Genomic DNA, 25,831 nt, shown 5'->3' on the forward strand with positions numbered 1-25,831 from the left:
CTGCATTTAAACGCGATTTTTCAGATTTTATACTCCAAATACCCTTGGAAGCCATAAAGTAATCTCAGGAAAGAGCATTATCAAGATTAAGGCCAAAACCATAGCTGCGTAAAAAGGCAACATAGGTTTGAGGATTTTTTGAATTGTGGTGTTTGCCACCCCAACTCCAATGAATAAAATCGACCCCACTGGAGGTGTACATAGGCCGATACATAAATTCAATACCATCATGATTCCAAAATGAACGGGGTCTACTCCCAAAGCTGTCACAACTGGAAGGAAAATTGGAGTAAAAATCAATACCGCTGGAGTCATATCCATGAAAATCCCGACAAATAACAACAGCATATTGATCATGATCAGGATCACAAAAATATTGTCACTTAACCCAAGAAGGGCATTGGAAATATTTTGAGGGATCTCCTCACTGGACATTACCCAAGACATGGCCATGGATGTAGCAATCAAAAGCATGACCACTGCAGTAGTTTCGGCAGATTTTAATAATACGGAAGGAAGGTCTTTCACTTTCAGCTCCCTATAAATCATGGATAATCCCAAGGAATAGATTACTGCAATTGCTGAGGCTTCAGTGGCTGTAAATACTCCTCCGATGATACCTCCTATCACGACTATCAATAAAAATAAACTTGGAATAGCTCTCCAAAAGGTCTTTAACATATGGCCTATGGAAGATCCCTCACCGGCTGGAAGCTTTTTGATTTTTACCATTATAGCTGCAGTAATCATAAGCATGAGCCCTACCAAAAAACCTGGTAAATAGCCTGCCACAAACAAAGCTGCCACAGAAACTCCGCCTGAGGCTAGAGAGTAAACGATCAGTACATTGGAAGGTGGGATAATCAATCCCGTCGTAGAAGAAGTAATGTTTACTGCTGCTCCCAATTCTTTTGGATATCCCTCTTTCTCCATTCTCTTTCCCAAAATACCTCCCATAGAAGAGGCTGCTGCTACTGCCGATCCGGCAATAGCTCCCATCAGCATCGCCGCAATGACATTTACATGCAATAATCCTCCAGGCAATCTCCCTGTAAGGGCTTTTGCAAACTCTATCAACCTATTCGCAATCCCACCTCGGTTCATAAGCTCTCCAGCTAAGATAAAGAAGGGTATGGCTAGTAATGAAAAACTATCCAGACCTGTCCCCATTCTTTGTGCAATGGTAGTAATTGCCGGAAGTGTTTGAACAGTCACCATCAGAGTCAACATACTTGAAAGTCCAAGACTCCAAGCTACCGGAACACCTATTCCCAAGAAAAAAAGGAAAGAAATCACTAAAATCAATACGCTCAAAACCTCCATTACACAGCAGTTTTAACAGTTTTCAACAAAAATTTAATAGAAACCAGTTGGTAATAAATCACCAGCAGTCCACTGAAAGGAATGATCCCATAAATAAAAGCAAGAGGTATTTGAAGAGTTGCTGACTTCTGCTCTAAAATAAAAGTGAGGTAAACTAGATTTGCTCCCCCGATAACCATAACCACCAAGGCGAATACCAGGATGCAGCAATTGATCAGAATCATTAATTTATCCTGGGCTTTCTCGTTGATTTTGGTCAAAAGTATATCAATCGCCAAATGATCATTTTTCCCTGCCACATAAGCTGCTCCTAGCATCCCCACCCATATCAACATATATCGTGACAGTTCATCGGTAAATGAACTAGGATCTTGGAATACATAGCGAGAAACTACCTGCCAGGTAACATTCAGTACCATTAGTGCCATCAGGAATATCAGGAGATGTGAAATCCATTTATCCAGATACAGCTTGGATTGGGATGAAAACATAGGATTGATACGTTGGGTTATTCGTTATTTAACTGCTCTAATTTCTTCTACAATTTTATAGATCTCTGGTTGCTGCGTCTTCAGATCCGTATACATGGACTCTACAGCCTCACGAAACGGCTCCTTGTCTGGGTAAGAAATGGTTACTCCCGCTTTCTCTAGCTCTCGAAGAGATTCCGCAGTAGATTCAGCCCAAATCTTATATTCGTAAGTAGCAGATTCATCTGCTGCTTCCTGTAGCCATTGCTGCTCTTGTTCAGAGAGGCTTTCCCAAACTTTGGTACTTACTATCATGACATCAGGAAGAGCTGTATGCTCATCAATGCTATAAAATTTACATACTTCGTAATGCTTGGAGGTATAAAGACTTGGGGCATTGTTTTCAGCACCGTCGACAATTCCCTGTTGTAAAGCCGTATAAAGCTCACCATAAGAAACCGGTGTTGGAGATCCCCCTAAGCTTTTCACCATATTAGAAGCCGTATTACTTTCCATCACACGAATTTTGAGTCCTTCTAAGTCTGCTGGGGTTTCCACAGGCTTATCTTTGGTATAAAAGCTCCTTTTGCCAGAATCATAATAGCACAATCCTCTAAGTAAATATTTTTGAGGATCCATGAGAAGTTTTTTACCAATCTCGCCCTGGAGCACTTTTTTCTGGTGCTCATCATCTCTGAATAAATAAGGCATTCCAAAAACCTGCATGGTAGGTGCGAAGCCCTCCAAAGCTGCGGAAGAAACTTTCGTCATTCCCAGACTACCGATCTGTAAAAGCTCCACTAACTCTCGCTCACTTCCTAATTGCTGATTTGGGTAGACTTTCACAATCATATCTCCATTGGACTTTTCCTCCACCTTTTTAGCAAGGAAAAGCATCGCCTCATGTACAGGGTGAGTTACTCCTAAACCATGCCCCAACTTGATGATTTTCACATTAAGTGGGGAGTTACAGGAAATGGGGAAAACACCTAAAAAGACGAATAAAATAAGGTAAAGAAGAGTTCTTTTCATGGGTTTATCTTAACTGGTCGTTAAATAACAATAATAGTCTTTTCCTGACTTAGATACTGGAAGAATTACGGAATCGATTTAAAAATTGAGTTCAACGGAATATTTATAGCAAATTCTTCATTTCACTTAAACTTGAAAAAAATCATCCTTGAAAGGGAATTCAATTTTCTGATTTTGCTTGGAGGATAGGTAAATTGCCCTGATTAATTCCACAGATTTTCGAGCTGTTTTCCCATCAACTACAGGAGTTTGTTTTTTGTCGATAGCCTCTAAAAACAACTGCCATTGCTCCAAATGCAGCTGATAGCCAATGGCATTGGGGTCTGATGATCCTGAACCTGAACTAGCTTCTTTTTGAATCTCTACATTTTCCACTCCTCGAAGATTCCACTCCACAAGTTTCCCAGCTTCCAAAATCGCACTTCCTTTTGTTCCAAATAATTCAATCCTTTCTGGATATCCGGGGTAAAGCGCTGTAGCTGCGGTAATATTTCCTATGGATCCATTTTTAAAATTCACGACTGCCGCTCCAAGATCTTCCCCTTCGATATCATATAAAGTAGATTGTACCTGCCCATAGACCGCAGATACATCTCCCATTAAGTCCAAAAGTAAATCTATGGTATGAATACCTTGATTTATCAAAGCTCCACCACCATCGCCTTTCAGCGTACCTTTCCACTTGCTAGTCCCATAATAAGCCTCATCACGAAACCAATTCACATAAGCATTCCCCATCAATAACCTTCCAAAGGTTCCCTTATCCACTTCTCTTTTTAGCTTTTTATAATCTTCTGAAAATCGATTTTGGAAGATCACGGCAAGTTGTACTGCATTTTCCTCACAGCTTTGGATCAGTTGATCAGTTCGGTTCAAATTTATTTCGATAGGCTTTTCCACCATGATATGCTTTCCAGCTTTAGCCCCGGCTATCCCAGGTTCTAAATGCATTCCACTGGGAGTACAAATGCACAGAACATCCAATTCCGGAATAGATAGAAATTCATTCAAATTCGAAAATACTGGTTCATTAAATGATTTTTTCGCCGAAGCGGCGCTCTGGGGATTTGGGTTAAACAGCCCAACTAAAGATGCGTTTTTTAGCTCTCTGATTGCCTGGGCTTGTTTGACTGCAATCGATCCGGTTCCAATGATTCCTATTCCGTACTTTTTCATTTTTCCAATTCATTTAAAATCTGATTCCAAATACGCTTATTTACTGGAACACCTTTTTCCAGATTCTCTTTTCGGTTTCTCAATACACTTTCCCCAGGATAAAAAACTTTTTGCCCTTCAAAAACTGATGAGGTCTTTAAATCCTCAATAATCTTATCACAGGTTTCGTCAAACCAAGCCTCCAATTCCAACTTCTTTGGATCAAAGCATAGAAAAACTTGGGATAGCCCGATTTCTGTCCCCGTTTTATTTACCTGATGCGTGCTATCACCCCCAGAAAGTAGCGCTGCTAGCATATCTATTACCAATGACAAACCAGCTCCTTTCCACATTCCTGCTGGTAAGGCCATCTCATTTTTTATAATGGGCTTGGGGTCAGTTGTCAATTCGCCATCCTCATCAAAACCTGCCGGATAAGGTGCATTCATTTCTGATCTTGCATAATTTGCCAACTTTCCATAGGCAAACTGAGACATCGCCATATCCAAAATCACGGGGCCATTTTTCCTAGGGATGGCAATTATCAAGGGATTGTTTCCCAACTTCGGTTCACTTCCTCCCCAAGCAGGCATGTTGGCTTTGGTATTAGTGAAGCAAAGACCAATTTTCCCTGATTCAACAGCCTGCCAGCCATAGGTCCCACCACGCATCCAATGGTTTGTGTTTTTTAAAGCCACACAACCTATCCCGAATTCAGATGAGATTTCAATAGCTCTGGACATCGCAAACGAGGCATTGAGATTACCCGGCCCCAATTGCCCATCATAGCGTTCAAAAACCCCCAGACTACTTTCAATTTTTGGGGATGCTGAAGGGTTTACTAAACCTTTTTTGATAAAATCAATAAACAAAGGAAATCGGTTAACGCCATGAGAACGCACCCCGTCCAGGTCAGTTTTTGCAAATAGAGCTGCACATTTGTTTGCTGCTTCGGATTCAAAACCAAATTTCAGCAATTGCTTCTCCAGCTGGCTAGCAATTTCTTGATAAGGTATTCTAAGGTCTTCCATTAAATTCATTCGATTAAATCATTGGAACGGCTCTTTTGCAAAGCTGAAGACATATCCCCCATGGATCTCTTAGCATGACAAGATGAGAACCGTCAGGTAAAATATCATCGGAAAATTCTGTAGCACCAGCTTCTATTAATCGAGCTTTGTCTGCTGTGGGGTCGCTGGAAACTAAAGCAAGGTGAACTGCAAGTGGATGCAATTGATCAAAACTCAAAGTTTCTCCTTTGGGGTTATTATAAATTTCAAGCATCACCGTCCCACTGTCATCTGCAAGGAAAGTCATATTGGGCGATTCAGCCATTTTCTTTTTTACTGAAAGGCCAAGGTACTTTTCATACCAGTCAGAAACTGCTTTAGCATCCGGGACATTTATTGCGAAGTGTTCAAATTTCATTTTAAGTTTTTTATTTACTTCTACTAACCTTCAAGGTAATGATCAGGTCTGAAAAATATATTATATATGTGATGAACAGGAAGCCTTCTTCTTTCCCAATTTTCATCATTCTTTTAGAAACTTTTCTAATTCTGGAAGTTCTCTTTTCAATTCCTCAACGGCAAGATCACATACTTTAAAAGCTCCTGTGGGAGAAAGGTGAGTATTGTCTTCCTTTCCTTCTGGAAAAACTGAATAGTCTCCCGGTCTATAGTGAAGAAATAATTCCTTGGATTTTTCAAATCCAAATTGCTCGATAAGCGCAACAGTCTTTTTATGAAGTTCGAATAAAGGGACCTGCATTTGAGCGGCAACTTCTCTAACTACCTCAGAGTAGCGACCATGTGAATCAATCAAAACTTGGTTCTCATCAAAGCTTCTTCTGGAAATCGGGGTAGCAAGGACTGGGTTTCCTTTCTTTTCCCTCACTTCTACAATAAACCTTGTCAAATTTTCCCTAAAACTTGAATCTGCATAGGCATCCTTATCCTCCTTATTGATTTTCTGATCATTATGGGCAAATTCAATTAGCACATAATCACCTGGCTTGAGGCTTTTCATCACTACATCCCATCTGCCTTCATCTCTAAAACTCTTCGCGCTTCTGCCATTCTTAGCATGATTTTCAAATCGGATTCCTTCCTTGAAATAGAGTGGAAAAACTTGTCCCCATCCTTTTTCTGGGTTGCTACCTGCATACGGTTTATCAGCCATCGTGGAATCCCCAACAAGAAAAAAAGTGATTTCATCTTTCTCTCCAATTTTTGGAATCAGAGTAAGAATAGCCAAACAAACTGTTGTTAATAACAAGAAAATAGTTTTCATTCTTAATTTACTTTTACTGACTCCTCAGAAACACCCTTTCCTTTGGAAATTTTTTCTAGGTTTTTAAAATCAGCCTTATCTAACTGAATATTTTCCGAATTGCCCAAAATCCTCACCGCTGCTTTTCCATTTTCCTCATAATTGATCCCGCTCACTTTAATGTTTTGGCTATTGTATAGGGTTAACGGGATTTCCTGAGTACCCGAAATATTAACATTCATCAATTCAAGTCCCGCTGCATCAATCGCAGTAATCCCTTTTTCAGCATTTAGGACGGCATTTTCCAATTTCACATTCTGCAATTTCATCTCGGGCAAGCCCATAAAAAATGCAGCCACACCCGAACCTGTGACTTGAATATCTTTCATGAAAATATTCCTGAAAGAAGGAGTTTCCTCGGTCACTGGAGCCAGTTCTTCTTTTCTAGCCTCATCTTCTGCATTTTGATCTTCTTCTAGGACCGGTGCATTTCCGCTATAAAACATATTAAATCGAATGGCTTCTGCGGGTATATTAATCATATTGATTTTTGAAATCCATATATTTTCTACCACGCCTCCCCTTCCTCTGGTACTTTTAAAACGTAAGCCAACATCAGTTCCCATAAATGTACAGTTGGAAACATGAACGTTTTTAATCCCACCTGACATTTCACTGCCTACAGTGAATCCCCCATGTCCATGATACACAATGTTGTTTTTGACAATGACATTTTCTGTGGGCATCCCCCTTTCCCGGCCATCGCTATCTTTTCCAGATTTAAAACAAATGGCATCATCTCCTACATCAAAGGTATTGTTATAGATCAAGACATTCTTACATGATTCAAGATCTAAGCCATCTCCATTTTGAGAAAACCAGGGATTTCTTACCGTAAGATTCCGGATAATCACATCCTCACTCATCAAAGGATGAATATTCCATGCAGGTGAATTCTGGAATGTTGGCCCATCTAAAAGTACTCGTTTACTTTCCCTGATACTGACCATTACTGGACGTAGAAAATCCTTCATTTTTTCAAGTTCCTTTCTATCCGTAACATCAGGGACATTGAAGCTGCTACTGGCATTATGTCCATCTAAAAATGATTGAGAGGGAAACCAGTTTGTTCCAACCACAATACCACCAGAACTAACTAATTCATTCCACTGAGAATCCGTCATTTTACTCCTTTTCACAGCACGCCAAGCTTCACCACTACCATCTATAGTACCATTTCCAGTGATGGCGATATTTTCAACACGGTAAGCATTGATTGGAGAAAGGCATCTAAATGTATTTAGGCCTTCAAAACTGGTTTCCACCAGGGGATATTCATCCTTGTTTTTGCTGAATGTGATTAGAGATCCATCCTCCAAATGCAAGTTTACATTATCCAATAAGGTAATTGGACCTGTTAACCAAATCCCTCTTGGTACGAGCACTTTGCCTCCTCCTTGATTTGAGACTTCTTCAATTGCAGCTTTGAATGCTTGGGAATTATTTGTCAAGCCATCTCCAACTGCCCCATATTCCATAATGCTTTTCTCAAAATCCGGAAAGCTGGTCTCTTTCACTTTGGGCATATCAAATTCTACCCCATCATAAATTGTCTCAAGCGATTCTTGAGCAAAACCTTTATGGGTCTGAATTCCCATAAAAAGCACAGCAATCCAAACTACTAAGTTGGTCTTCATATTTTCGGGTCTATTATTAACGTATCAACTCTCCTTTTCTAACAGTAATTTCTCTTCCTAGGAAATGTAGAATTTCACATGTCAAAAAAGATTGGTGCAATCGATTGCTTTTATCAGCAAAACCATTCCAATATAAAATAAATAGGCATTCTGAACTAGAAATAGAAAGTGAAATTATTTATATGTTTTAACAAGTATTAATACCAATTATTTCAATATTACAGAAATAATACTGACTTTATTTTCTTCTTAAATAGAAGTATATTGCGCAAACGATTACATTTATTCACTATGAATATCACTATTAAAACACGTTATTCTTCGCATCCAGAGGACTTCAAGTCATACGGCACGAAGGAAATACGAAACAATTTTTTGATAGAAGATCTTTTTGTAACTAATAACATATCAGGTGTTTACTCATTAGAAGACAGACTTATTGTAGGCGGCATTCACCCTGTAGATAAACCTTTGCAATTAGAAGCAGTGGGCCAGTTAAAAGCCGAAACATTTTTAGAGAGAAGAGAGATTGGGATCATTAATGTGGGAGCAAAAACTACTATTGAAGTGGACGGAACAGTCTACAGCATAGACCATAAAGAAGCGCTTTACATAGGAAAAGGAATTTCAAACGTAATTTTTAATCCTTCCAAAGAAGGAAAAACTTTTTTGTATTTCAATTCTGCCCCAGCACATAAAAACTATCCTACAACCAAGGTTTCTAGAGAAGATGCGGAGGTCGTTACACTAGGCTCTTTGGAAAACTCTAATCACAGAACCATTTACAAGCTATTGGTCAATTCAGTGGTAAAAACTTGTCAACTGCAGATGGGAATGACTGAACTTAAGCCAGGCTCCGTATGGAATACCATGCCAGCACATACGCATGACCGAAGGATGGAAGCCTACTTTTACTTTGACTTGAAAGATGAAAACGTGGTTTCCCATTACATGGGGCAGCCGGATGAGACAAGACATATTTGGCTAAAAAATCATCAAGCTATCATTTCCCCACCTTGGTCTATTCACAGTGGTGCCGGAACATCCAATTACACATTTATCTGGGGAATGGCAGGAGAGAATATGAACTATGGAGACATGGACACCGTCAACCCCTCTGATTTAAAATAAAATGACTCCAAGTTTTGACCTTTCTGGAAAAACCGCATTAGTCACAGGAGCTACACATGGTCTTGGCATGGCAATGGCAAAAGCATTAGCTTTTTATGGTGCTAGGCTAGTGGTCAATGGTCATACCCCAGCAAAGATGGAATCCGCTATCAAAGCCTATGCTTCAGAAGGAATTAAAGCCCACCCCTATCTTTTTGATGTAAGTGATGAAAAGGCAGTTGACTCGGCCATTTCAAAAATTGAAACCGAAATAGCGCCAATAGATATCTTGGTTAACAATGCAGGCATGATTCAAAGAACTCCTGCCCTGGAGATGGCACCCAAAGATTTCAGAAAAATTATAGATATAGATCTGGTATCACCTTTTATCGTTTCCCAGCGAATTGCCAATTCTATGATATCCAGAAATTCCGGTGGTAAAATTATTAATATTTGCTCCATGATGAGTGAATTGGGTAGAGACACTGTAAGTGCATATGCTGCTGCAAAGGGCGGATTGAAAATGCTTACCAAAAATTTAGCTACTGAATGGGCCAAATTTAACATTCAAGTCAATGGAATCGGACCCGGATATTTTGCTACTGATCAAACAGCTCCGATTCGAGTAGATGGACACCCATTCAATGAGTTCATCATCAATAGAACTCCCGCTTCAAGGTGGGGAAAGCCAGAAGATTTAGGTGGTGCAGCCGTTTTTTTAGCGAGCCCGGCTAGCGACTTCGTCAACGGTCAAATAATCTATGTCGACGGAGGAATTTTGGCAACAATAGGAAAACCCAATGGAGAATAAAATAACCTTAAAAATCCAAGTAATGGAACAATATACCCAAATAACCCCTTGTAATGAAAAAAGGAAAAGCCACCATACATGACATAGCAGAGAAACTAAATATTACTGCTAGCACCGTGTCCAGGGCATTAAACAACAACCCTAGGATATCGGATGCAACAAAGAAAAAAGTACTGAAAGTTGCCAAACAACTCAACTACCAGCCAAACCACATTGCCTCAGCCTTACGAAGTGGTAAAAGCAGGCTAATCGGAGTAATTGTTCCAACTGCCAATAGAAACTTCTTTTCTTCTGTCATTCGAGGAATTGAAGAGATTGCAAACAGCCTTAATTATAAGATTATTATTTCCCAATCCTATGATGAGTTTGAAAAGGAAGTTCAAACTGTCGAAGCATTGCTCAATGCCAGAGTAGATGGCATCTTAGCTTCTATAGGCAAAACGACCGAGAATTTTGATCATTTCGAAAAAGTGATGAAAAGAGGGATTCCACTTGTCTTGTTTGACAGAATAACCAACGATTTAGAAGTAAGCCAGGTGGTTATTGATGATTATCTGGGGGCCTACCAAACAGTCGAGCATTTAATAAAAAATGGTTGTTCGAGAATTGTTCACTTCACCAGCTCCCAAAGAATCAACATTTACAAAGAAAGATTGCGCGGATATGAAGATGCCTTAAAAGATCATGGAATTGATTTAGATCCCGAGTTGGTCGTTTTCAGCAACATGCAATTGGAAGACGGGAAGTCCAGCATGAATTCTATCCTCCACAAAAACATTCCTTTTGATGGAGTTTTTTCCTCCTCCGATTATGCTATCATGGGGGCTATGCAAGTGCTGAAAGAAAATAATTTTAAAATCCCTGAGCAGGTGAAATTAGCGGGTTTTGGAAATGAGCCTTTTACCTCTTTCACTGAGCCTGGGATCACCTCCGTAGATCAAAAAAGTATCCCCATGGGGAAATTAGCTGCAGAAACTTTTTTTGAATTACTAAACAATGGAGGCACAGAAGCGATCGCACGCAAAACCATATTAAAACCAGAATTAATTATTAGAGGCTCATCCCAAGTTTCTAAGCCTAATTGTAGTCAAGCATTAACGGACTTACAAGCCACCTAATTTTTACAAACAACATGAAAACTCTCTCAAAATCTTTTGTTTCTAGGCAGGAAAGACCTGTTAAAATTCTCCAATTTGGGAATGGAAATTTCCTTCGTGGATTCACGGATTACATGGTAGAGGAGGCAAATGAAAAAGGTGTTTTTAACGGAAATATTCAGGTAGTTCAGGTACACTCTCCTGTGGCAGATCCTAAAATGATTGAGCAGGACTGCCTATTCCATGTTTTGATTAGAGGATTGAAAGAAGGTAAACAAGTGGATGAGGCCAAACTCATTACTTGTATCCATGGCATTAGTAACCCAAATGAAGATTTCAATACCTATTTGAAGCTGGCAGAAAATCCAGACTTAAGGTTTATTATTTCCAATACTACCGAATCAGGTATTCAATTTGATTCTACAGATATTAATCCAGATGAGTTACCGAGTTCATTTCCTGGGAAAGTTGCGGCATTACTCTATCGCCGTTTTTTACATTTTCAAGGTGACCCTTCCAAAGGATTGATTTTTATCCCCTGTGAATTAATAGAGGATAACGGAATCACACTTAGAACTTGCATAGACCAATACGCAAGCCTTTGGAAATTGCCAAAAGCATTTACAGAGTGGCTCTTTTCAGCATGTACTTTTTGTAATACACTGGTGGACAGGATTGTCCCGGGATTCCCCAAAGACAGCATCCAGGAAATTCAGGAGCGTATTGGCTTTGAGGATAAACTGGCGGTAATGGCAGAGCCTTTCCACTTCTGGGCGATCGAAGGTCCTGAACATGTCAAGGAGGAATTTCCTTTGGACAGAGCAGGATTAGATGTGCTATTTGTCAAAGACCTGACGCCATTCAGAACCCGAAAAGTAAGAATCCTTAATGGAGGGCATACCTCTATGGTTCCTTATGCTTATCTAACTGGAATCCGAACTGTACGCGAAGCAGTGGAAGATCCTGTAATCGGGAAATTTATGAGAGAGGTGATTTTTAATGAAATCATCCCAACACTGGACATGCCTAAAGATGAATTGGAAAAGTTTGCAAACGATGTTTTGGAGCGCTTTGCCAATCCATTCATAGTCCATGAATTAAAATCCATCGCTCTTAATAGTATCTCAAAATTCAAAGTAAGGGTACTCCCTTCTCTACTCGAATATTATGAATCCAAAAATCTGTGGCCAGAAAAATTAACCCTTGCTTTTGCTGCTCTTTTGGTCTTTTATAAAGGAGAGTACAAAGGGGTAGAAACTCCAGTAAATGATAATCCATCGATCATGGCTGAATTCAAAGCCGCTTGGGAACTTGGGTCTACCAAGGAAACAGTAGAGAAATTATTAAGCGAAAGATCCTATTGGGGAGAAGACCTCAGGGAACATGAAGGCTTGGTCGAAGCAGTATCAAAAGCGGTTGATGAACTTTTACAGGCATAGATTTATCAAAGGTCAATTCTGCAGATTTAAAAAAGAAAAGGAAAGCAATCATAATGCTTTCCTTTTCTTTTACATGACTAGTCTTCTATAGGCATCGCCTGCGCTGTGGTTGTTGGACCATGAACGACCAAGGTGCCATCAGGTTTAATTTCCATTTTATCCAGAAATACTACCCGCTCTTGCCCGGATTCTTTGGTCCGGCCATGGTAGACACAATACATATCTCCATTATCCATAAAAACTATGTTGTTATGACCTGTCCCGGTCACCTCTCCTCCTTTATGCGTATTGAGTTCTAAAACCGGATTATTTGCGGCTTTTGTAAAAGGGCCTAATGGACTTTTAGAAGTGGCATATCCGACGGCATAATTTTCACCCGCGTAATAATTGCTGGAATACATCATGTAATAGGTATCCTCATGCTTGAAGATCACGGATCCCTCTGTCCACCTTCTATTGATTTCCTGTTTGGTAACCGATCTACTCTCCCATTCGGCTTGCGCATCATCCATTTTTACAGGCGGGCGAAGGCATAATACAGGCTCTCCGATTACTCCTGAGAAATCGGGCTTCAGTTCCACTCCATACACCCAGCTTTCTTCTATCTCCTCATACCAGCCTTTTTCTTTGGCCCAGTCTGCCACTTCACTTTCCACAGGATGCTTATAGCATGCTCTTGAGTAATAGAGGTAATATTTCCCACCTTCCCAGTAGACATTTGCATCAATAATTGGATAGCCCGGATCAAAAATAGGCTTGTCATACATCTCGATAAATGGTCCCGTAGGGCTTTCAGAAACTGCAACTCCTATCATGAAATTCTCTTCTTCATTTGTGGGATTGACCTTCCACTGAGCGCTAAAAAACATGTAATATTTCCCCTCGATTTTATAGACTTCCGGAGCCCAGAAGAATTTACTTGCCCAGCTGTCATCCGTGTTGCCTTGATAGACCTGGCCTTCAAATTTCCAATCGACCAGATTATCGGAAGAATAAGCCGCAAAGCCATCTTTTGCACCTCCACCTGTTCCGTACATAAAGTACTTTCCATCTCCATCATTCAATATAAATGGATCCCCAAATGCTACATCCAACGGGTTGGAATAGGTTTGTTTAGCAGCAACAGCTGTTGTTTCTTCCTGGCTTTTTTCCTTGGAATTGCAGGAAGCAAAAGCCATCAAAACGGACAAAAAAGCTCCAAAATATTTAAGTGAAATTTTCATATGAATATAATTAATCTATTAAGAGCCATATGGAATCTCGCAAGATCTATAACCCTCCATTCGTATAACTTTTTTGTCATGATCGCTTTCATGTAGCTATACATATTTAATTTTCTAAAATGCCAAAATACATTCTTTTACCAAAAGGGATTGAATCAAGGTTTGAAAACAGGCGGAAACCCTACAAGATTATTTGCACACAGAATGCTTTAGGCAATTTCTTTTATCCAAACCCTTGGGTCTTGTCTCAGTAGCTGGACCAATGTTCCATACAATTTTGAATTGTATTGGAAAAACTGATGTGGTCGCTCGAAGAAATTTTCTAAAGCCACAGCAAAAAACTCATGTTCATTTAATGCTCCCTCTTTCCTAAAAAAACCAGGAATATCAGAGGAAATCTTCCTTATTTCAGATGCACAAAATGAATGAAAGTCACGGTATGCCTGCGGATTAAAAAAGTCACTCTCTGAGTTATTCCTGATTTGATTTTCCAATTTCAAGGCATGCGCTATTTCATGAATACCGAGATTCAATCCATCTTTTTGGTTTTCCAATCCTTCTAAAAATGCCTCCCAGGAAACAACAATAATCCCATGCCTTGGGTTGACTTCCCCTTTGTGGTAAGTCTTTGAGATCGTGCTATAGTAGGCGTTGGGATAAATCAATATCTTTTTGAAATGAGGCAATCGAACTCTCTGCCAACCAAAGGTTACCATGACTATTGTGGCGCCTATCAAGACTTCCATTTCTTGGCTAACAGCTTGCACTCCCCCTCTCCCAATGAATGTTTTTATGGTAAGGATTTCCTCTAATTTTCGGCAAAATTCTCGTTTATGCTTGTTGGAAAGTCTAGCAAAATAGGGAAACCTACTTTCTAAAATATCCAAATCACTTTGCTTGAGCCTTCGTCTCATGATGGATAAACGAAGCTCTTCAAAAAGCCAAAACCTACCTGAAAATAAGTAATACAAAAGCATTCAGATCCCAAAAAAAAATGGCAGAAACTAAATCGTTTCTGCCATTATTGAATTTTTAAAATTTATTATCTAGCGTAATTTACAGCTCTCATTTCTCGGATCACTGTGATCTTGATTTGTCCAGGATACTGCATTTCCTTTTCTATTTTCTGCGAAATATCAAAGGATAGCTTTCCTGCTGTAGAATCATCTACATTATCAGCATCTACCAATACTCTGAGTTCACGCCCCGCCTGCATAGCGAAACACTTATTGACTCCATCAAAGCTCAAAGCTAGTTCTTCCAGCTCTTTCAATCTCTTGATGTAGCTATCCATCACTTCCCTTCTGGCTCCTGGTCTAGCTCCAGAAATCGCATCGGAAGCCTGAACAATCGGTGAAATCATCGATGTCATCTCGATCTCATCATGGTGAGCTCCGATGGCATTACAAACTTCCGGATGCTCTTTATAGCGCTTCGCTAATTCCATCCCCAAGACTGCGTGAGGCAGCTCTTGTTCTTCAGGCCATACCTTTCCAATATCATGAAGTAAGCCAGCCCTTTTAGCCAATTTGGCATTCAAGCCCATCTCTGCTGCCATGGTAGAAGAAAGCTTTGCCACCTCTCTGGAGTGCTGCAATAAGTTTTGACCATAGGAAGATCTGAACCTCATTCTACCCACCATTTTGATCAGTTCAGGGTGAAGACCATGAACGCCCAGGTCGATACAAGTTCTCTCTCCAATCTCTACAATTTCCTCTTCAATATTCTTTTCTGTCTTGGCGACAACTTCTTCAATTCTAGCCGGGTGGATTCTTCCATCCTGAACAAGTCTATGAAGAGAAAGCTTTGCGATTTCTCTTCTCACCGGATCAAAGCCTGAAATAATGATTGCCTCTGGCGTATCATCAACTACGATTTCCACCCCCGTTGCAGCTTCCAAAGCTCGGATATTTCTACCCTCTCTACCGATAATTTTACCTTTGATATCGTCACTTTCTATGTTAAACACGGAAACACAATTCTCAACCGCATGTTCTGTAGCAGTTCTTTGAATTGTATCTAGTACGATCTTTTTAGCTTGCTTGGTAGCAGTCAGTTTAGCCTCGTCCAGAATATCTTTGATTTGCGATGAAGCTTTGGTTTGAGCCTCTTCTGTAAGCATAGAAACCAGTTGCTCTCTCGCCTCTTCTCTAGTTAGAGCAGCTACTTTTTCAAGGTCTGCAATCCGTTGGTTGGTCACTTTTTCAAGCTCTTCCTTCTTTACTTGAACGGAGTGAAGTTGCGCGTTTAGGTTTTCTTTTTTGCTATCTAATTCTGCTTCTTTTCTCTTTACCTGCTCTAGCTCTTTGGATACTTGTTGCTCTCTTTGCTTGACTTTATTTTCATTGGTGATGATGATACTTTTCTTGTTACTCACCTCTTCGTCAAACTCCGACTTTAGCTTTAGGTACTTTTCTTTCGCTTCTAAGATTCTATCCTTTTTGATTGATTCGGCATTGATCTCTGCCTCTCGAAGCATGGATTTAATCTTTTCTTTGGTCTCTTCTTCGAGTTTTTGGTTTTTATTTTTAATCAATAATCCCGCTATCGCGGCTCCTGCACCAAGCCCCACCAGGGCGGCCAGGACTATGTATAATATATCTCCCATAGGTATTTTAATATGAATTTAACCTGCGGGGAATCTTAAAAATTCTGGAAATAAGTGGGTAATGTTAATTACAAAGCTTTTGAAAGCAACGAATTCAATTGTGACAAACTAGTTCGGATATGTTCACTGTCCTCGGCATTTACTTCATTGGTTTCCAGTGATTCCACCATGCAATCAAAGGCTACCATTGCGATTAGATCTTGCTGATCGTCTAGTCCATATTCCTCTCGGTACTTTCTCAATTTTTCATTTATCAACTTGCCTGCATGCCGGATCTTGGCTTCATCCTCGATCTTGACGCGCATGGGATATTCTCTATCTCCTATTTTTACTTTGATGGCAAGTGTCTCCATATCACTCGGATAAGTAGGTGATTAAATGGTCGATTTCTTGTATATAATTATTGATTAATTCACTCATTTCGGTTGAATCTTCAGAATCCACCGGTCGGCTCTCCACAATGTTACTAATTTTAATCTTATTTTTAAAATGGTCGATTTCCTGCTCTTTTTGACTCAATTCAGCCGTCAATTCAGTCATTTTTGACTTCAGTTGTTCATTTTCTTCAGTCAAATGTTCTAATTTCTTACTGGCTTGATGCACCAGTTTTTCCAATTTTTGCAGTTCGTCGTGAATCATCTTCTAAGTACGGATCAATGCACCTACTTCTTTTTCAAAGGCTTGAATCAATTTACTCATAGTTTTGTCAATTACCTTATCGGTCAGTGTTTTTTCCTGATCCTGTAAGTGAAAACTCAATGCGTAAGCCTTTTTACCCGCATCAATTTTATCACCTTGGTATACATCGAAAACGCCAATTCTCTGTAATAATTTTCCTCCGAACTTAATTCCTACAGATTTTACCTGATCAAAACTCACAGATTTATCAATTACCAAAGACAAATCCCTCCTTACCTCGGGGAATTTGGAGATATCCTGATACTTCTTAAGCCCGCTGGCTTTCTTACATAACAAATCCCAATCCAGCTCAGCAAAGAAAACTTCTTGCCTTACCTCGGCTAGTTTTAGAAGCTTTTCTTCAACTAACCCGATGGAACCGATTTCCTTTTGACCTAACATTAATTTTAAGCCATAATCAAAAGGAGCTGACTCCACCATACTAATATCACCGATGGAAATATTCAGTTTTTCCAGCAGTTTCTCCACCGTTGCATAAAGGTCTGCAAAAGCAAAGGCTCTAGCTGGTTCCAACCAACTCTCAGAAGACTTATTCCCTGAAAGGAAAATACCCAGCCTTCTCCCCTCTTGATAACCCTCCTCAGATTTTTGATAGACCGTACCAAACTCAAAGGTCTTAAGATCGGTCTGTCTTCTATTTATATTTCTAGCCAAGACCTCCAAACCGGAAAATAAGAGAGTCTGACGCATCACGCCCAAATCCTCACTTAGCTTATTATAAATCTCTACGCTCTTGGAAGCATCTAGATAACCTGATTTCTCAGCATATCCTGGCTTCGTCAAACTATTCGTAATTATCTCATGATACCCTTGAGCAGAAAGAATTTCCGTCATACGGTATTGAAGTTTATTTAAATCTTTCACCGGATGCTCCGCCAAAAAATCTGTCTTCAGATTCTCTGAAAGCAATACTTGATGGAAACCATGAATCCTTAAAACCTCTTCGATAATGTCTGCCTCCCTAGTCACATCTACGCGATAGGGCTTGGCGATAGCTGTGAATCCGGTTTCTGTTTCATTTTCAACCCTAATCTCAAGGCTTTCCAAAATAGATTTGACCTCTGATGGCTCGATGGTTTTACCAATCAATCGGTTGACATGCCCATACTCTACCTCGATCACAAAATCCTCAATTGGGTTTGGGTAAAGATCTATAATTTCAGAACTAACTTTCCCTCCAGCAATCTCCTGAATTAATTTCACCGCTTGCTTCAATGCATAAACAGGCATATTAGGGTCTGTTCCTCTTTCAAATCTGAAAGAAGCATCGGTTTTCAAACCATGAAATTGACTTCCTTTTCGAATGATATCCGGTGAAAAATAAGCAGACTCCAAAAAGATCGAAGTGGTATCATCTGAAACCCCTGAATCTTCACCTCCGAAAACCCCGGCGATACATAAGCCTCCTTTTGGATCTTTGATCATCAATTCCTCTCCGGAAAGCTTTCTTTCCTTTTCATCTAAGGTGGTGAACTTGGTATCCTTTGGGAGCTTGCCAACGATGATTTTTCCTTCGGAAATCTTATCCGCATCAAAAGCATGAAGTGGCTGACCTAAATCATGAAGGATAAAATTGGTGATATCCACCACATTATTAATGGGATCCAAATCCAAAGACTTCAAGAAATTCTGTAACCACTGGGGAGATGGACCAATTTTCAATCCAGTCAAAACTACCCCTGCATACCTTGGACAATCTGCAGCATTTTCAACTTCCACCGAGATCGCAGGCCCTTCTGCTTCTACTTTCAGCTCCACAGCTTCAGGCATCTGGATTTCTCTTCCTAGTAAAGCTTTCAAATCTCTTGCTACCCCTAGGTGTGATGCGCCATCCGCACGGTTTGGTGTCAATCCGATCTCCAGGATCTCGTCTTTAGAAACCTCCACAATATCAGTAGCAGGGCTTCCATTGGGAAGGTCTGTATCCAAAACTAAAATACCTGCATGACTAGACCCAAGTCCCAATTCATCTTCAGCACATATCATCCCTTCTGAAACCTCTCCTCTGATTTTTGCTTTTTTCAATGTCAGCGGATCACCTGAACTTGGGTAAATGGTAGTTCCTACTTTAGCTACCAAGACTTTTTGACCTTGGGCTACGTTAGGAGCTCCACAAACAATATTCGCAGGACTTTCAGCTCCTACATCTACAGTAGTAATCTTTAATTTATCTGCATTGGGATGCTTCTCACAAGTCAAAACTTCTCCTACGACTACACCCTCTAATGCTCCTTTGATAGACTCAAAAGGCTCCAAACCCTCTACTTCCAGTCCGGATTGAGTCAGGAGGTCTGCAATTTCTTCTGAACTTTCAGTTAAAGTCAGATGATTTTTGAGTCTGTTTATAGATATTTTCATGAATAATTTGCTGTTGCTTTCGAATCCCAGATTCGACTAGATAAACAAAAGGGGTTCGAAAACCCCAATTTGATTAGAATAAGATACAAATTTAAGAGATTTGATTTAGGCAAAAAGGCTATTTCTCGTAATTTTTCTCACCAGCCTCAATTGCGATCTCCATGATGTTCTCACGAGGAGGAATAGGGCAAGCAAAATCTGGATTATAGGCACAATAAGGATTGTAAGCCAAATTAAAATCCAGCGTGATACTATTCTTTCCGTCCTGACGTGCGTTGATATAACGTCCCCCTCCATAGGTTTCCAAGCCACTGGTCTCATCTGCGAAAGCCAAAAAGAAATTTCGCATATCAGGCTCATCAATTGCTTGCAACAATAATAACTTCTGGGGTTTTCCTTTTAATTCAAATTCAGCATAGGAATGCTCTATGTATCGCTCTTCCGAACCATCCGTCAAGGGCACCACTCGTACTTTTTTGTTTTCTACTGGTACCATCAGTGCTTTCACCTTGAAAGCAGGGTCGATAGGGTAAAAATCAAGCTCCTTAAACCCACTTTTTTGTTCCTCGGTCAAAGGAGAGTCAATATTGTATCGAATAAACTTAAACTGCCTCTCTCTTTCTGCCTCGATTTTTTCTTTATAAGCTTCCGGGCTTTCTGTTCCGGTCAATGTATACGCTATGGCCGCTACGATTACCGTAGCCACTACTAGAAATAAAATATTTTTTGGTTTCATTCTTTCAGATCAATCCTTCATCGGCGAAGCTAAAGTAGCCAAGATCTGTAAAAATAACATGATCTAGAACCGGCAAATCCAATTCTCTACCAATTTTCACCAATCTTTCTGTCAGTCTTTTGTCCTGTTCGGAGGGTTTTAGGTTTCCGCTGGGGTGATTATGAACCAAAATCATGGATTGAGCGAGGTAATCGAGCGCTGATTTAAAAATCAATTTAGAATCTACTACGGTCCCTGCTGTCCCTCCTTTTGATATCAGGTGCTTTTTTATGACTTGATTGGATCGGCTAAGCAGGACCAAATAAAAATATTCAACCGACTCATCTGCCAACTCCGCTTTCATCAAATTATAAACATCCTGAGATGAGGTGATTTTTGGTTTTTGTACTGGCTCGGAATCTTTTCTCCTTCGTCCTATCTCCAAAGCTGCAATAATCGATATGGCTTTAGCTTCGCCAATCCCTTTAAACTTCTTTAAATCCTGAACGCTCAATCTGGCTAGAGAAAACAAATCATGGTTTACAGAGGAAAGAATATGTCTTGATAAATCTACCGCACTCAAGGTCGTAGAGCCTGACCCAATTAAAATCGCGATTAATTCGGCATCGGAAAGCGAAGACTTCCCTTTCAAAAGTAATTTCTCTCTTGGCCTATCTGCTTCGGCAAGCTGGGAAATCTTAAAAGAACTATGATCTTCCATGGTAACGTATTAAAAAGTTTAACTAAAAATACTAACTTACCAGAAATAAAAAAACCCTGACAAGCAGGGTTTTAAAGATAGAATCTTTCGGGATTAACCAAGAGCGTTAACAAACTTGGCCAATCTTGATTTCTTGTTATTAGCGTTGTTCTTGTGAATCACATTCTTCTTAGCCAATTTATCCAACATAGAAACTACTTTTTTGTAAAGCTCATTCGCTTCAACTTTATCAGTAGTAGCTTTCAACTTTTTGATGAAAGTTCTTGTTGTTTTGGCTTGGTATCTGTTTCTCAAACGCTTCGCTTCGTTTGCACGAATTCTCTTAAGAGCTGATTTGTGATTTGCCATATCTCGTTATTAAAATAAATTCTTTGATGTTCCCCTATTCAGAATTGGAGTGCAAAGTTATCAGAAATTATTTACACTACCAATTTATTTCTCAGATTACTGAGTATTAGTGGACTGAGTACAATGATGAAAATTGAACTTTTCCGCCTAACAAGCATCAAATATAGCTATTTCATGCCGATATACCCCTTTTTCAATTGCAATATTTTTAGAAATGAAATTTTTAACTCTTTCCATATTTATTCTTTTTTCTTCCCCAACACCCACTAATAACTGGGGATTTTTCGCTCATTCTCTTATAAACAGGATGGCAATTTACTCTCTTCCACCTGAACTAATAGCTTTTTATAAACCTCATATTCAATTCATTACCGAGAAAGCAGTCAATCCTGACCGAAGAAGGTATGCTGTTATTGGCGAAGCAGAAAAGCACTACATTGATTTGGATGAATACGGTGAAAATCCTCTCGATATTTTGCCCATCTATTGGTATGAGGCTGTTGAAAAATTTTCTGAAGAAGAGCTTCGAAAGAATGGAATTGGCCCCTGGTCTGCTTATTTAACTTTCCTGAATTTGACCGAAGCTTTCGAAAGTAAAAATGAAAAAGCCATTCTTAGACTTTCTGCTGACTTGGGACATTATCTCGCAGATTTAAACGTACCACTCCACACCACTAAAAATTACAATGGTCAATTGACCGGTCAAGAAGGTATCCACGGTTTCTGGGAAAGTCGGATTCCCGAGTCTCAAGCCAATAGGTTTGAACTTTGGGTTGGTACTGCAGAATACATCTCCCAACCGCAACAGGCCATTTGGGATGCGGTAGCACAAGCCCATGCTATGGTTGATTCTGTTCTAACATTTGAAAAAGAATTGACAAGTAATTTCCCCCAAGACCAAAAATACAGCTACGAGCAACGCAATAGCCTAACCGTCAGAGTTTACTCAGAAGAATTCACCCAACAATATGCCGAAGCCTTAGATCATCAAGTTGACCGGCAAATGAGAAAGTCCATCAAAATGATTGCCGACTTTTGGTATACCGCCTGGGTCAATGCAGGACAGCCGGATTTGAATAAGTTAAGTGGAGTAGAAATAGAGGAAGAAGAAATTATTATTAATAAGGACCTAAAAGTTAGAGATCATTAAAAGCCTGAAAGCTAAAAGACTTTTTCTCAGATAAGGATACATCGCTCTAATCATCATATGACAGTTCTAATTCTTCCTCTATGATAAGAAAATCTGCTAATGAGGAAATGTCAATGGAACAATGCCCCCCATACAAGGGATGCCATTGGGTTTTTACTCCTTTTGAATTGGCCAAAGCAGCAAGAGCTTCGGTACCCTCATAATTGCCAAATTTATCATATAGCCCACAGGAAAGATACAGTTCTGGGTAGTCAGTGTTGGCTTTCTTAATTAACTCAATGGGAGAAATCTCATTCCATTCTTCCTCATTTGAAACGTATTTTTTTGCCATGAGATAGATTCCCAAGGCAACTTTGGGATCTGCTCCCGTGCGTTGCATAGCTGCCTGTATTTTATCTAAATCCGAAAATGGAGAGTCTAGATAAACACCAGGACATAAAGCAGCAACTCTAGAAAACAATGCTGGATGGTTAAGTCCTAAGATTAAAACATTTAATCCACCCATAGATTCACCAACCAAAATCCTGTTTTGAGGTTTCCCAATTTTAGACTCAATAAATGGCAAATTGGAAATGAAATCATCCATTAAACCACTGCTTTCTCTAGAATTTTTAGAAGTAAGTAACCATTCAGGGCCATAGGAAATTGAAACAACTGTCGGTGGTTTAACTTTTGATTTTTGCCAATGCGACTGGATTAATGATGTATAATACGTGTCATCATTCCAGATGGTATTGTCTAAGTTTCTTCCGTGAAAATAATAAATGACATCTTGACTAACACCGGTACTGGCCCTGTATATGGAAAAATTCAAATTACCTTTTGTAAAGTTCTCTGATTGTGATGGAGTAAAGCTTACTTTTTGAACTCCAATTGGATGGGTTAGTTTCCCCCAAAAAAAGTAAATGCCCACTAAGGCAATTAAAAGAAAACTGAGGATTTTAATTTTTCTAACAGAGATATACATTCATTTCCAGTCTTAAATACATTTTGCTTTGTTTCAATTCGTCCCAATTAAAGACATTAACCCATCTGCAAGTGTTCCTCTCCAATTCACATAATTGTGACCTCCTTTAAATTCACGATAGTCTACTTCATAGCCTTTTATTTCAAGGATATCCCGAAACTGTCTATTCATTCCGAGCATAGATGCCCCGGCATCATATAAACCGATATCCATATAGAATTTGATAGGTAATCGTTCACTCTGTTTATATAAGTTGATGAGCTTGCCATTATCCTCTGGATATATCCAATGATTTTCATCTGCTGTTCCTTTGATCCAATAAGAACCTGATTGGGAAAGAACATTGCCTATTACCTCTGAATGTTTGAAGGCAATGAAACTTGCAGCAAAACCTCCTCGGCTTGATCCTGCTAGAACAATTTGATCGGGCTTAGTATGAATGTTATATTTTTTACGAACCCAGGGAATAAGTTCATCTGCTATAAAATCACCAAATTTTTCACTGATCAAATCGGTACTTCTTTTACCCATTGCCCAAACCAATACGGTAACTGTTGGAGTAATTTTGTTTTCCGAGAATAAGTTGTCCATGATGGTGGGTGTAGGTACCCTAGATCTCCCGTTTGGTCTTGCTCCATAAGACTCTCCGTCAAAAACAATTAAGAGGTTATGCGCTTTGGAGGCATCGTAATTGGCAGGAGTATGTACGGTGATTTTTCTTTCTTCATTAAGGATTTCACTTGTAATAGATAGCACCTCTAAGGTTCCTTTTTCTACTTGCTTTCTCTCAGTGATATAGGGTTGCTCAGGTGCATTAGGCATTTCTAGAACCCCATCATATGCATGCTCCACAGTTCTAGACTCAATTTCGTGAGTTGGTCCCGCCTGATCTAGATTAAAATAATTGAAACCATAATTGAACCGCGCATCTTTGGGGACCCTTTGAGTTACAAAATGAAGTTTTGTATTAGGTAATCGCTGAAAACGCAAGCCCAAAAAATCAGGACCCCCGCTCAACATGACATATTCGGTGTTTTCATTTGGGATGCAAAAGTAGGTAACCAACATATCTGTATCATTTCCTTCCATCGGCTCAATAATATGTCTTTCGGGCTGATTCTGAATAAAGGCTTCAATGACAGTGCTATCCGTTAACGAGGATTCCCATAATTTGTATAGCGTCTCTGTAGGAAGCTCTTTCTTGGTAATGCGTTTCGTGTTTTCAGACAAGCTTAATAGCTGCAGCACCTCTAAAGTATAATTTCCATTTTCGGCTTCCTTGTCTAGGGAATGAACAACAAGTTGGTACTTCCCCGATTGCTTGGCTGTAATGTCAATGGCTTCAATTCCATTGATTCCGTTTGGGCCGTCAATTTGTTTTAGAAGTTCACCAGTTGGTCTATAAACATCGATGACAAGGTCTATCCCTTTTTGATGGACTTTACCAATTATTGCCATGCCATTTTCCAATTCAACCGTATAAGTATGGCTCTCTAAAGCTGAGATGGTTTTATTAATCGTTTCAGTCGCAGCTAGAGGAGTCGCTTGGTCAACTTGTGCTGAAAGGGGAGTAAAAAAACTGCTTGTAAGTAGAAGTAAGGGGATGAAGAATTTAAAAAGCTTATTCATTAAGTATTATTTCCTGTATTGTTCATTTGAATTGTCAATCTCACTCAAAACTCCTGTTCTCTTGACATGACTTATGGAGCGAAAGTTAGAAACATCAATCCCTGGGTCTTTTTCTAGAATGATAAGGTTGGCAAACTTTCCTTTTTCCAAAGTACCAAAATCATCTGCTCTATCCATAGCCAAGGCACCATTTTGTGTAGCCATTACGATGATATCTTTATGCTCAATTCCTGCCCTGAAAAATAATAACTCCGTCTTCTATAACTTCACCATTTCCATTATAAATGGTAGCATTTTTTAATACAATCAGATCGGTTGGCTTATTTTCAGTGCAATTGCAGAAAACTACCAGACACAGTAAAAAATAAAATAGACTTTTCATGTTTTATTTTTCAGTCCCAGACCATTGGGCGATTAAGTTTCATTGCTCTTAAATAGGAAAGGAATTGGCCTGCGTGAACAGACTCATGATACCCAATCCTTAATAAATATTTACCAAGCATTTTCTTCTCTCCATTTCCGGGATGAATGATCTCTGTTTCGCTTAATTCTGTATCCGAAAATTGTTTCACACTTTGTAAAAAAGTGTTTCTATAGGGTTCTGCAAATTCTATTTCGTCCGCAAGGCTAGTGAATGGTCGATTTTTCCAGGGAGATTGGTAATCTTCCATACTTTCCTTATTGATTATTTTATTCCATCCATAATCGGCTTCCAAAACGTGTCTGACCATTTCAATGGCAGTCTTCGCTTTATCGTCAGTTCTCCAATGATAATAGCTCTCTGGAAGTCCATTCCAAAGTTTGATGCTTCTTCTCCTGATCTCGGTAAAGTTTAAAATGATGAGTTCAGATTGTGTCATTCTTTGTTTGCTAAAATGTCGTTTTTCTTGATAGAAAACACTTTGGGCATGCTTCCTATTCCGAAGGATTGCATACCCAGCGTGACTTTCTTCTTTTAATCACTTGGTTGTTCGTTTTAAAATATACTTTTCTTCAGCAACAACCCCA

Annotated in this window: 26 protein-coding genes; 5 read left to right on the forward strand and 21 right to left on the reverse strand. The window is 39.5% G+C overall.

Annotated elements, in window-relative coordinates:
• Positions 1-27: 27 nt before the first annotated feature.
• The 8 genes from ALPR1_RS17470 to ALPR1_RS17505 all read right to left on the reverse strand — a co-directional run bounded on the left by ALPR1_RS17470 (position 28) and on the right by ALPR1_RS17505 (position 7,948).
• Positions 28-1,323, reverse strand: a complete 1,296-nt coding sequence (locus ALPR1_RS17470) for a TRAP transporter large permease (protein ID WP_008202670.1) — start codon at positions 1,321-1,323, stop codon at positions 28-30.
• Positions 1,323-1,814, reverse strand: coding sequence for a TRAP transporter small permease (locus tag ALPR1_RS17475; RefSeq protein WP_008202672.1), 492 nt, complete (start codon positions 1,812-1,814; stop codon positions 1,323-1,325). The genes ALPR1_RS17470 and ALPR1_RS17475 overlap by 1 nt, the downstream gene beginning before the upstream one ends.
• A gap of 24 nt (positions 1,815-1,838) precedes the next feature.
• Positions 1,839-2,825: a TRAP transporter substrate-binding protein gene (locus ALPR1_RS17480; protein ID WP_008202674.1), complete on the reverse strand. Its 987-nt coding sequence runs from the start codon at positions 2,823-2,825 to the stop codon at positions 1,839-1,841.
• Positions 2,826-2,951: 126 nt separating this feature from the next.
• Complete coding sequence (locus tag ALPR1_RS17485; RefSeq protein WP_008202676.1) at positions 2,952-4,001, reverse strand: Gfo/Idh/MocA family protein; 1,050 nt, start codon at positions 3,999-4,001, stop codon at positions 2,952-2,954.
• Positions 3,998-5,011 carry a 3-dehydro-L-gulonate 2-dehydrogenase gene (yiaK, locus tag ALPR1_RS17490; RefSeq protein WP_153231836.1) on the reverse strand — a complete coding sequence of 338 codons (1,014 nt, stop codon included), beginning with the start codon at positions 5,009-5,011 and terminating at the stop codon, positions 3,998-4,000. The genes ALPR1_RS17485 and yiaK overlap by 4 nt, the downstream gene beginning before the upstream one ends.
• Before the next feature lie 13 nt (positions 5,012-5,024).
• Positions 5,025-5,408, reverse strand: coding sequence for a VOC family protein (locus tag ALPR1_RS17495; RefSeq protein WP_008202681.1), 384 nt, complete (start codon positions 5,406-5,408; stop codon positions 5,025-5,027).
• A 105-nt stretch (positions 5,409-5,513) separates the two neighbouring features.
• On the reverse strand, positions 5,514-6,272 hold the full coding sequence (locus tag ALPR1_RS17500) for a rhamnogalacturonan acetylesterase (protein ID WP_008202683.1): 759 nt from the start codon (positions 6,270-6,272) through the stop codon (positions 5,514-5,516).
• Positions 6,273-6,274: 2 nt separating this feature from the next.
• Entirely contained in the window at positions 6,275-7,948 is a 1,674-nt protein-coding gene (locus ALPR1_RS17505) for a glycoside hydrolase family 28 protein (RefSeq protein ID WP_008202684.1), read from the reverse strand.
• Between the two features lie 291 nt (positions 7,949-8,239).
• On the opposite strand from ALPR1_RS17505, the gene kduI reads away from it, so the two are divergent.
• Genes kduI through ALPR1_RS17525 form a run of 4 tightly spaced genes read left to right on the forward strand, consistent with a single transcriptional unit; the run spans position 8,240 to position 12,405 of the window.
• Positions 8,240-9,079 carry a 5-dehydro-4-deoxy-D-glucuronate isomerase gene (gene kduI / locus ALPR1_RS17510; protein WP_008202687.1) on the forward strand — a complete coding sequence of 280 codons (840 nt, stop codon included), beginning with the start codon at positions 8,240-8,242 and terminating at the stop codon, positions 9,077-9,079.
• Between the two features lies 1 nt (position 9,080).
• Positions 9,081-9,869 (forward strand): gluconate 5-dehydrogenase, encoded by a 789-nt coding sequence (locus ALPR1_RS17515; RefSeq protein ID WP_008202689.1) that lies wholly within the window; start codon positions 9,081-9,083, stop codon positions 9,867-9,869.
• 53 nt (positions 9,870-9,922) lie between these two features.
• On the forward strand, positions 9,923-10,987 hold the full coding sequence (locus tag ALPR1_RS17520; RefSeq protein ID WP_008202691.1) for a LacI family DNA-binding transcriptional regulator: 1,065 nt from the start codon (positions 9,923-9,925) through the stop codon (positions 10,985-10,987).
• Between the two features lie 14 nt (positions 10,988-11,001).
• Positions 11,002-12,405 carry a tagaturonate reductase gene (locus ALPR1_RS17525; protein WP_008202693.1) on the forward strand — a complete coding sequence of 468 codons (1,404 nt, stop codon included), beginning with the start codon at positions 11,002-11,004 and terminating at the stop codon, positions 12,403-12,405.
• Between the two features lie 77 nt (positions 12,406-12,482).
• Here the strand turns inward: ALPR1_RS17525 and ALPR1_RS17530 are convergent, their stop codons facing one another.
• From ALPR1_RS17530 to rpsT, 9 genes are all read right to left on the reverse strand, one after another.
• Entirely contained in the window at positions 12,483-13,628 is a 1,146-nt protein-coding gene (locus ALPR1_RS17530) for a glycoside hydrolase family 43 protein (RefSeq protein ID WP_008202694.1), read from the reverse strand.
• Between the two features lie 209 nt (positions 13,629-13,837).
• Positions 13,838-14,542 (reverse strand): zinc-dependent peptidase, encoded by a 705-nt coding sequence (locus ALPR1_RS17535; protein ID WP_237701593.1) that lies wholly within the window; start codon positions 14,540-14,542, stop codon positions 13,838-13,840.
• Positions 14,543-14,670: 128 nt separating this feature from the next.
• A complete protein-coding gene (gene rny, locus ALPR1_RS17540; RefSeq protein WP_008202696.1) occupies positions 14,671-16,236 on the reverse strand; it encodes a ribonuclease Y in 1,566 nt (521 codons plus the stop codon).
• 68 nt (positions 16,237-16,304) lie between these two features.
• The gene (locus ALPR1_RS17545) at positions 16,305-16,589 is read right to left on the reverse strand and encodes a cell division protein ZapA (RefSeq protein ID WP_008202697.1); all 285 of its coding nucleotides are present in this window, start codon (positions 16,587-16,589) and stop codon (positions 16,305-16,307) included.
• A 1-nt stretch (position 16,590) separates the two neighbouring features.
• The gene (locus ALPR1_RS17550) at positions 16,591-16,875 is read right to left on the reverse strand and encodes a hypothetical protein (protein WP_008202698.1); all 285 of its coding nucleotides are present in this window, start codon (positions 16,873-16,875) and stop codon (positions 16,591-16,593) included.
• A gap of 3 nt (positions 16,876-16,878) precedes the next feature.
• The gene (gene pheT, locus ALPR1_RS17555; RefSeq protein WP_008202699.1) at positions 16,879-19,293 is read right to left on the reverse strand and encodes a phenylalanine--tRNA ligase subunit beta; all 2,415 of its coding nucleotides are present in this window, start codon (positions 19,291-19,293) and stop codon (positions 16,879-16,881) included.
• Positions 19,294-19,411: 118 nt separating this feature from the next.
• Positions 19,412-20,029 (reverse strand): DUF1684 domain-containing protein, encoded by a 618-nt coding sequence (locus ALPR1_RS17560; RefSeq protein WP_008202700.1) that lies wholly within the window; start codon positions 20,027-20,029, stop codon positions 19,412-19,414.
• A gap of 4 nt (positions 20,030-20,033) precedes the next feature.
• Complete coding sequence (gene radC, locus ALPR1_RS17565; RefSeq protein WP_008202701.1) at positions 20,034-20,729, reverse strand: RadC family protein; 696 nt, start codon at positions 20,727-20,729, stop codon at positions 20,034-20,036.
• A gap of 93 nt (positions 20,730-20,822) precedes the next feature.
• Positions 20,823-21,077, reverse strand: coding sequence for a 30S ribosomal protein S20 (gene rpsT / locus ALPR1_RS17570; protein WP_008202703.1), 255 nt, complete (start codon positions 21,075-21,077; stop codon positions 20,823-20,825).
• Between the two features lie 307 nt (positions 21,078-21,384).
• Between rpsT and ALPR1_RS17575 the strand changes: the two genes are divergently transcribed.
• The gene (locus ALPR1_RS17575) at positions 21,385-22,227 is read left to right on the forward strand and encodes a zinc dependent phospholipase C family protein (protein WP_008202706.1); all 843 of its coding nucleotides are present in this window, start codon (positions 21,385-21,387) and stop codon (positions 22,225-22,227) included.
• Positions 22,228-22,273: 46 nt separating this feature from the next.
• On the opposite strand, the gene ALPR1_RS17580 is transcribed toward ALPR1_RS17575, so the two are convergent.
• The 4 genes from ALPR1_RS17580 to ALPR1_RS17595 form a co-directional block, all read right to left on the reverse strand.
• Positions 22,274-23,194, reverse strand: a complete 921-nt coding sequence (locus ALPR1_RS17580) for an alpha/beta hydrolase (protein ID WP_008202708.1) — start codon at positions 23,192-23,194, stop codon at positions 22,274-22,276.
• 33 nt (positions 23,195-23,227) lie between these two features.
• Entirely contained in the window at positions 23,228-24,823 is a 1,596-nt protein-coding gene (locus ALPR1_RS17585) for an alpha/beta hydrolase (protein ID WP_008202709.1), read from the reverse strand.
• Between the two features lie 6 nt (positions 24,824-24,829).
• The gene (locus tag ALPR1_RS17590; RefSeq protein ID WP_262480526.1) at positions 24,830-25,051 is read right to left on the reverse strand and encodes an amidohydrolase family protein; all 222 of its coding nucleotides are present in this window, start codon (positions 25,049-25,051) and stop codon (positions 24,830-24,832) included.
• A gap of 164 nt (positions 25,052-25,215) precedes the next feature.
• Positions 25,216-25,683, reverse strand: a complete 468-nt coding sequence (locus ALPR1_RS17595; RefSeq protein ID WP_008202712.1) for a DinB family protein — start codon at positions 25,681-25,683, stop codon at positions 25,216-25,218.
• Positions 25,684-25,831 lie beyond the last annotated feature (148 nt).

This window comes from Algoriphagus machipongonensis (genome assembly GCF_000166275.1).
GTDB lineage: Bacteria > Bacteroidota > Bacteroidia > Cytophagales > Cyclobacteriaceae > Algoriphagus > Algoriphagus machipongonensis.

Excerpts from the sequence above, each read along its gene's own strand:
- pheT (WP_008202699.1), bottom strand. The coding sequence starts at position 19,293 with ATGAAAATATCTATAAACAGACTCAAAAATCATCTGACTTTAACTGAA.
- rny (WP_008202696.1), bottom strand. The coding sequence starts at position 16,236 with ATGGGAGATATATTATACATAGTCCTGGCCGCCCTGGTGGGGCTTGGT.
- ALPR1_RS17480 (WP_008202674.1), bottom strand. The coding sequence starts at position 2,825 with ATGAAAAGAACTCTTCTTTACCTTATTTTATTCGTCTTTTTAGGTGTT.
- ALPR1_RS17560 (WP_008202700.1), bottom strand. The coding sequence starts at position 20,029 with ATGAAACCAAAAAATATTTTATTTCTAGTAGTGGCTACGGTAATCGTA.
- ALPR1_RS17500 (WP_008202683.1), bottom strand. The coding sequence starts at position 6,272 with ATGAAAACTATTTTCTTGTTATTAACAACAGTTTGTTTGGCTATTCTT.
- ALPR1_RS17505 (WP_008202684.1), bottom strand. The coding sequence starts at position 7,948 with ATGAAGACCAACTTAGTAGTTTGGATTGCTGTGCTTTTTATGGGAATT.
- ALPR1_RS17550 (WP_008202698.1), bottom strand. The coding sequence starts at position 16,875 with ATGATTCACGACGAACTGCAAAAATTGGAAAAACTGGTGCATCAAGCC.
- ALPR1_RS17585 (WP_008202709.1), bottom strand. The coding sequence starts at position 24,823 with ATGAATAAGCTTTTTAAATTCTTCATCCCCTTACTTCTACTTACAAGC.
- ALPR1_RS17470 (WP_008202670.1), bottom strand. The coding sequence starts at position 1,323 with ATGGAGGTTTTGAGCGTATTGATTTTAGTGATTTCTTTCCTTTTTTTC.
- ALPR1_RS17495 (WP_008202681.1), bottom strand. The coding sequence starts at position 5,408 with ATGAAATTTGAACACTTCGCAATAAATGTCCCGGATGCTAAAGCAGTT.
- yiaK (WP_153231836.1), bottom strand. The coding sequence starts at position 5,011 with ATGGAAGACCTTAGAATACCTTATCAAGAAATTGCTAGCCAGCTGGAG.
- ALPR1_RS17530 (WP_008202694.1), bottom strand. The coding sequence starts at position 13,628 with ATGAAAATTTCACTTAAATATTTTGGAGCTTTTTTGTCCGTTTTGATG.
- ALPR1_RS17535 (WP_237701593.1), bottom strand. The coding sequence starts at position 14,542 with ATGAGACGAAGGCTCAAGCAAAGTGATTTGGATATTTTAGAAAGTAGG.
- ALPR1_RS17580 (WP_008202708.1), bottom strand. The coding sequence starts at position 23,194 with ATGTATATCTCTGTTAGAAAAATTAAAATCCTCAGTTTTCTTTTAATT.
- ALPR1_RS17520 (WP_008202691.1), top strand. The coding sequence starts at position 9,923 with ATGAAAAAAGGAAAAGCCACCATACATGACATAGCAGAGAAACTAAAT.
- kduI (WP_008202687.1), top strand. The coding sequence starts at position 8,240 with ATGAATATCACTATTAAAACACGTTATTCTTCGCATCCAGAGGACTTC.
- ALPR1_RS17475 (WP_008202672.1), bottom strand. The coding sequence starts at position 1,814 with ATGTTTTCATCCCAATCCAAGCTGTATCTGGATAAATGGATTTCACAT.
- radC (WP_008202701.1), bottom strand. The coding sequence starts at position 20,729 with ATGGAAGATCATAGTTCTTTTAAGATTTCCCAGCTTGCCGAAGCAGAT.
- ALPR1_RS17485 (WP_008202676.1), bottom strand. The coding sequence starts at position 4,001 with ATGAAAAAGTACGGAATAGGAATCATTGGAACCGGATCGATTGCAGTC.
- rpsT (WP_008202703.1), bottom strand. The coding sequence starts at position 21,077 with ATGGCAAATCACAAATCAGCTCTTAAGAGAATTCGTGCAAACGAAGCG.
- ALPR1_RS17515 (WP_008202689.1), top strand. The coding sequence starts at position 9,081 with ATGACTCCAAGTTTTGACCTTTCTGGAAAAACCGCATTAGTCACAGGA.
- ALPR1_RS17525 (WP_008202693.1), top strand. The coding sequence starts at position 11,002 with ATGAAAACTCTCTCAAAATCTTTTGTTTCTAGGCAGGAAAGACCTGTT.
- ALPR1_RS17595 (WP_008202712.1), bottom strand. The coding sequence starts at position 25,683 with ATGACACAATCTGAACTCATCATTTTAAACTTTACCGAGATCAGGAGA.
- ALPR1_RS17575 (WP_008202706.1), top strand. The coding sequence starts at position 21,385 with ATGGCAATTTACTCTCTTCCACCTGAACTAATAGCTTTTTATAAACCT.
- ALPR1_RS17545 (WP_008202697.1), bottom strand. The coding sequence starts at position 16,589 with ATGGAGACACTTGCCATCAAAGTAAAAATAGGAGATAGAGAATATCCC.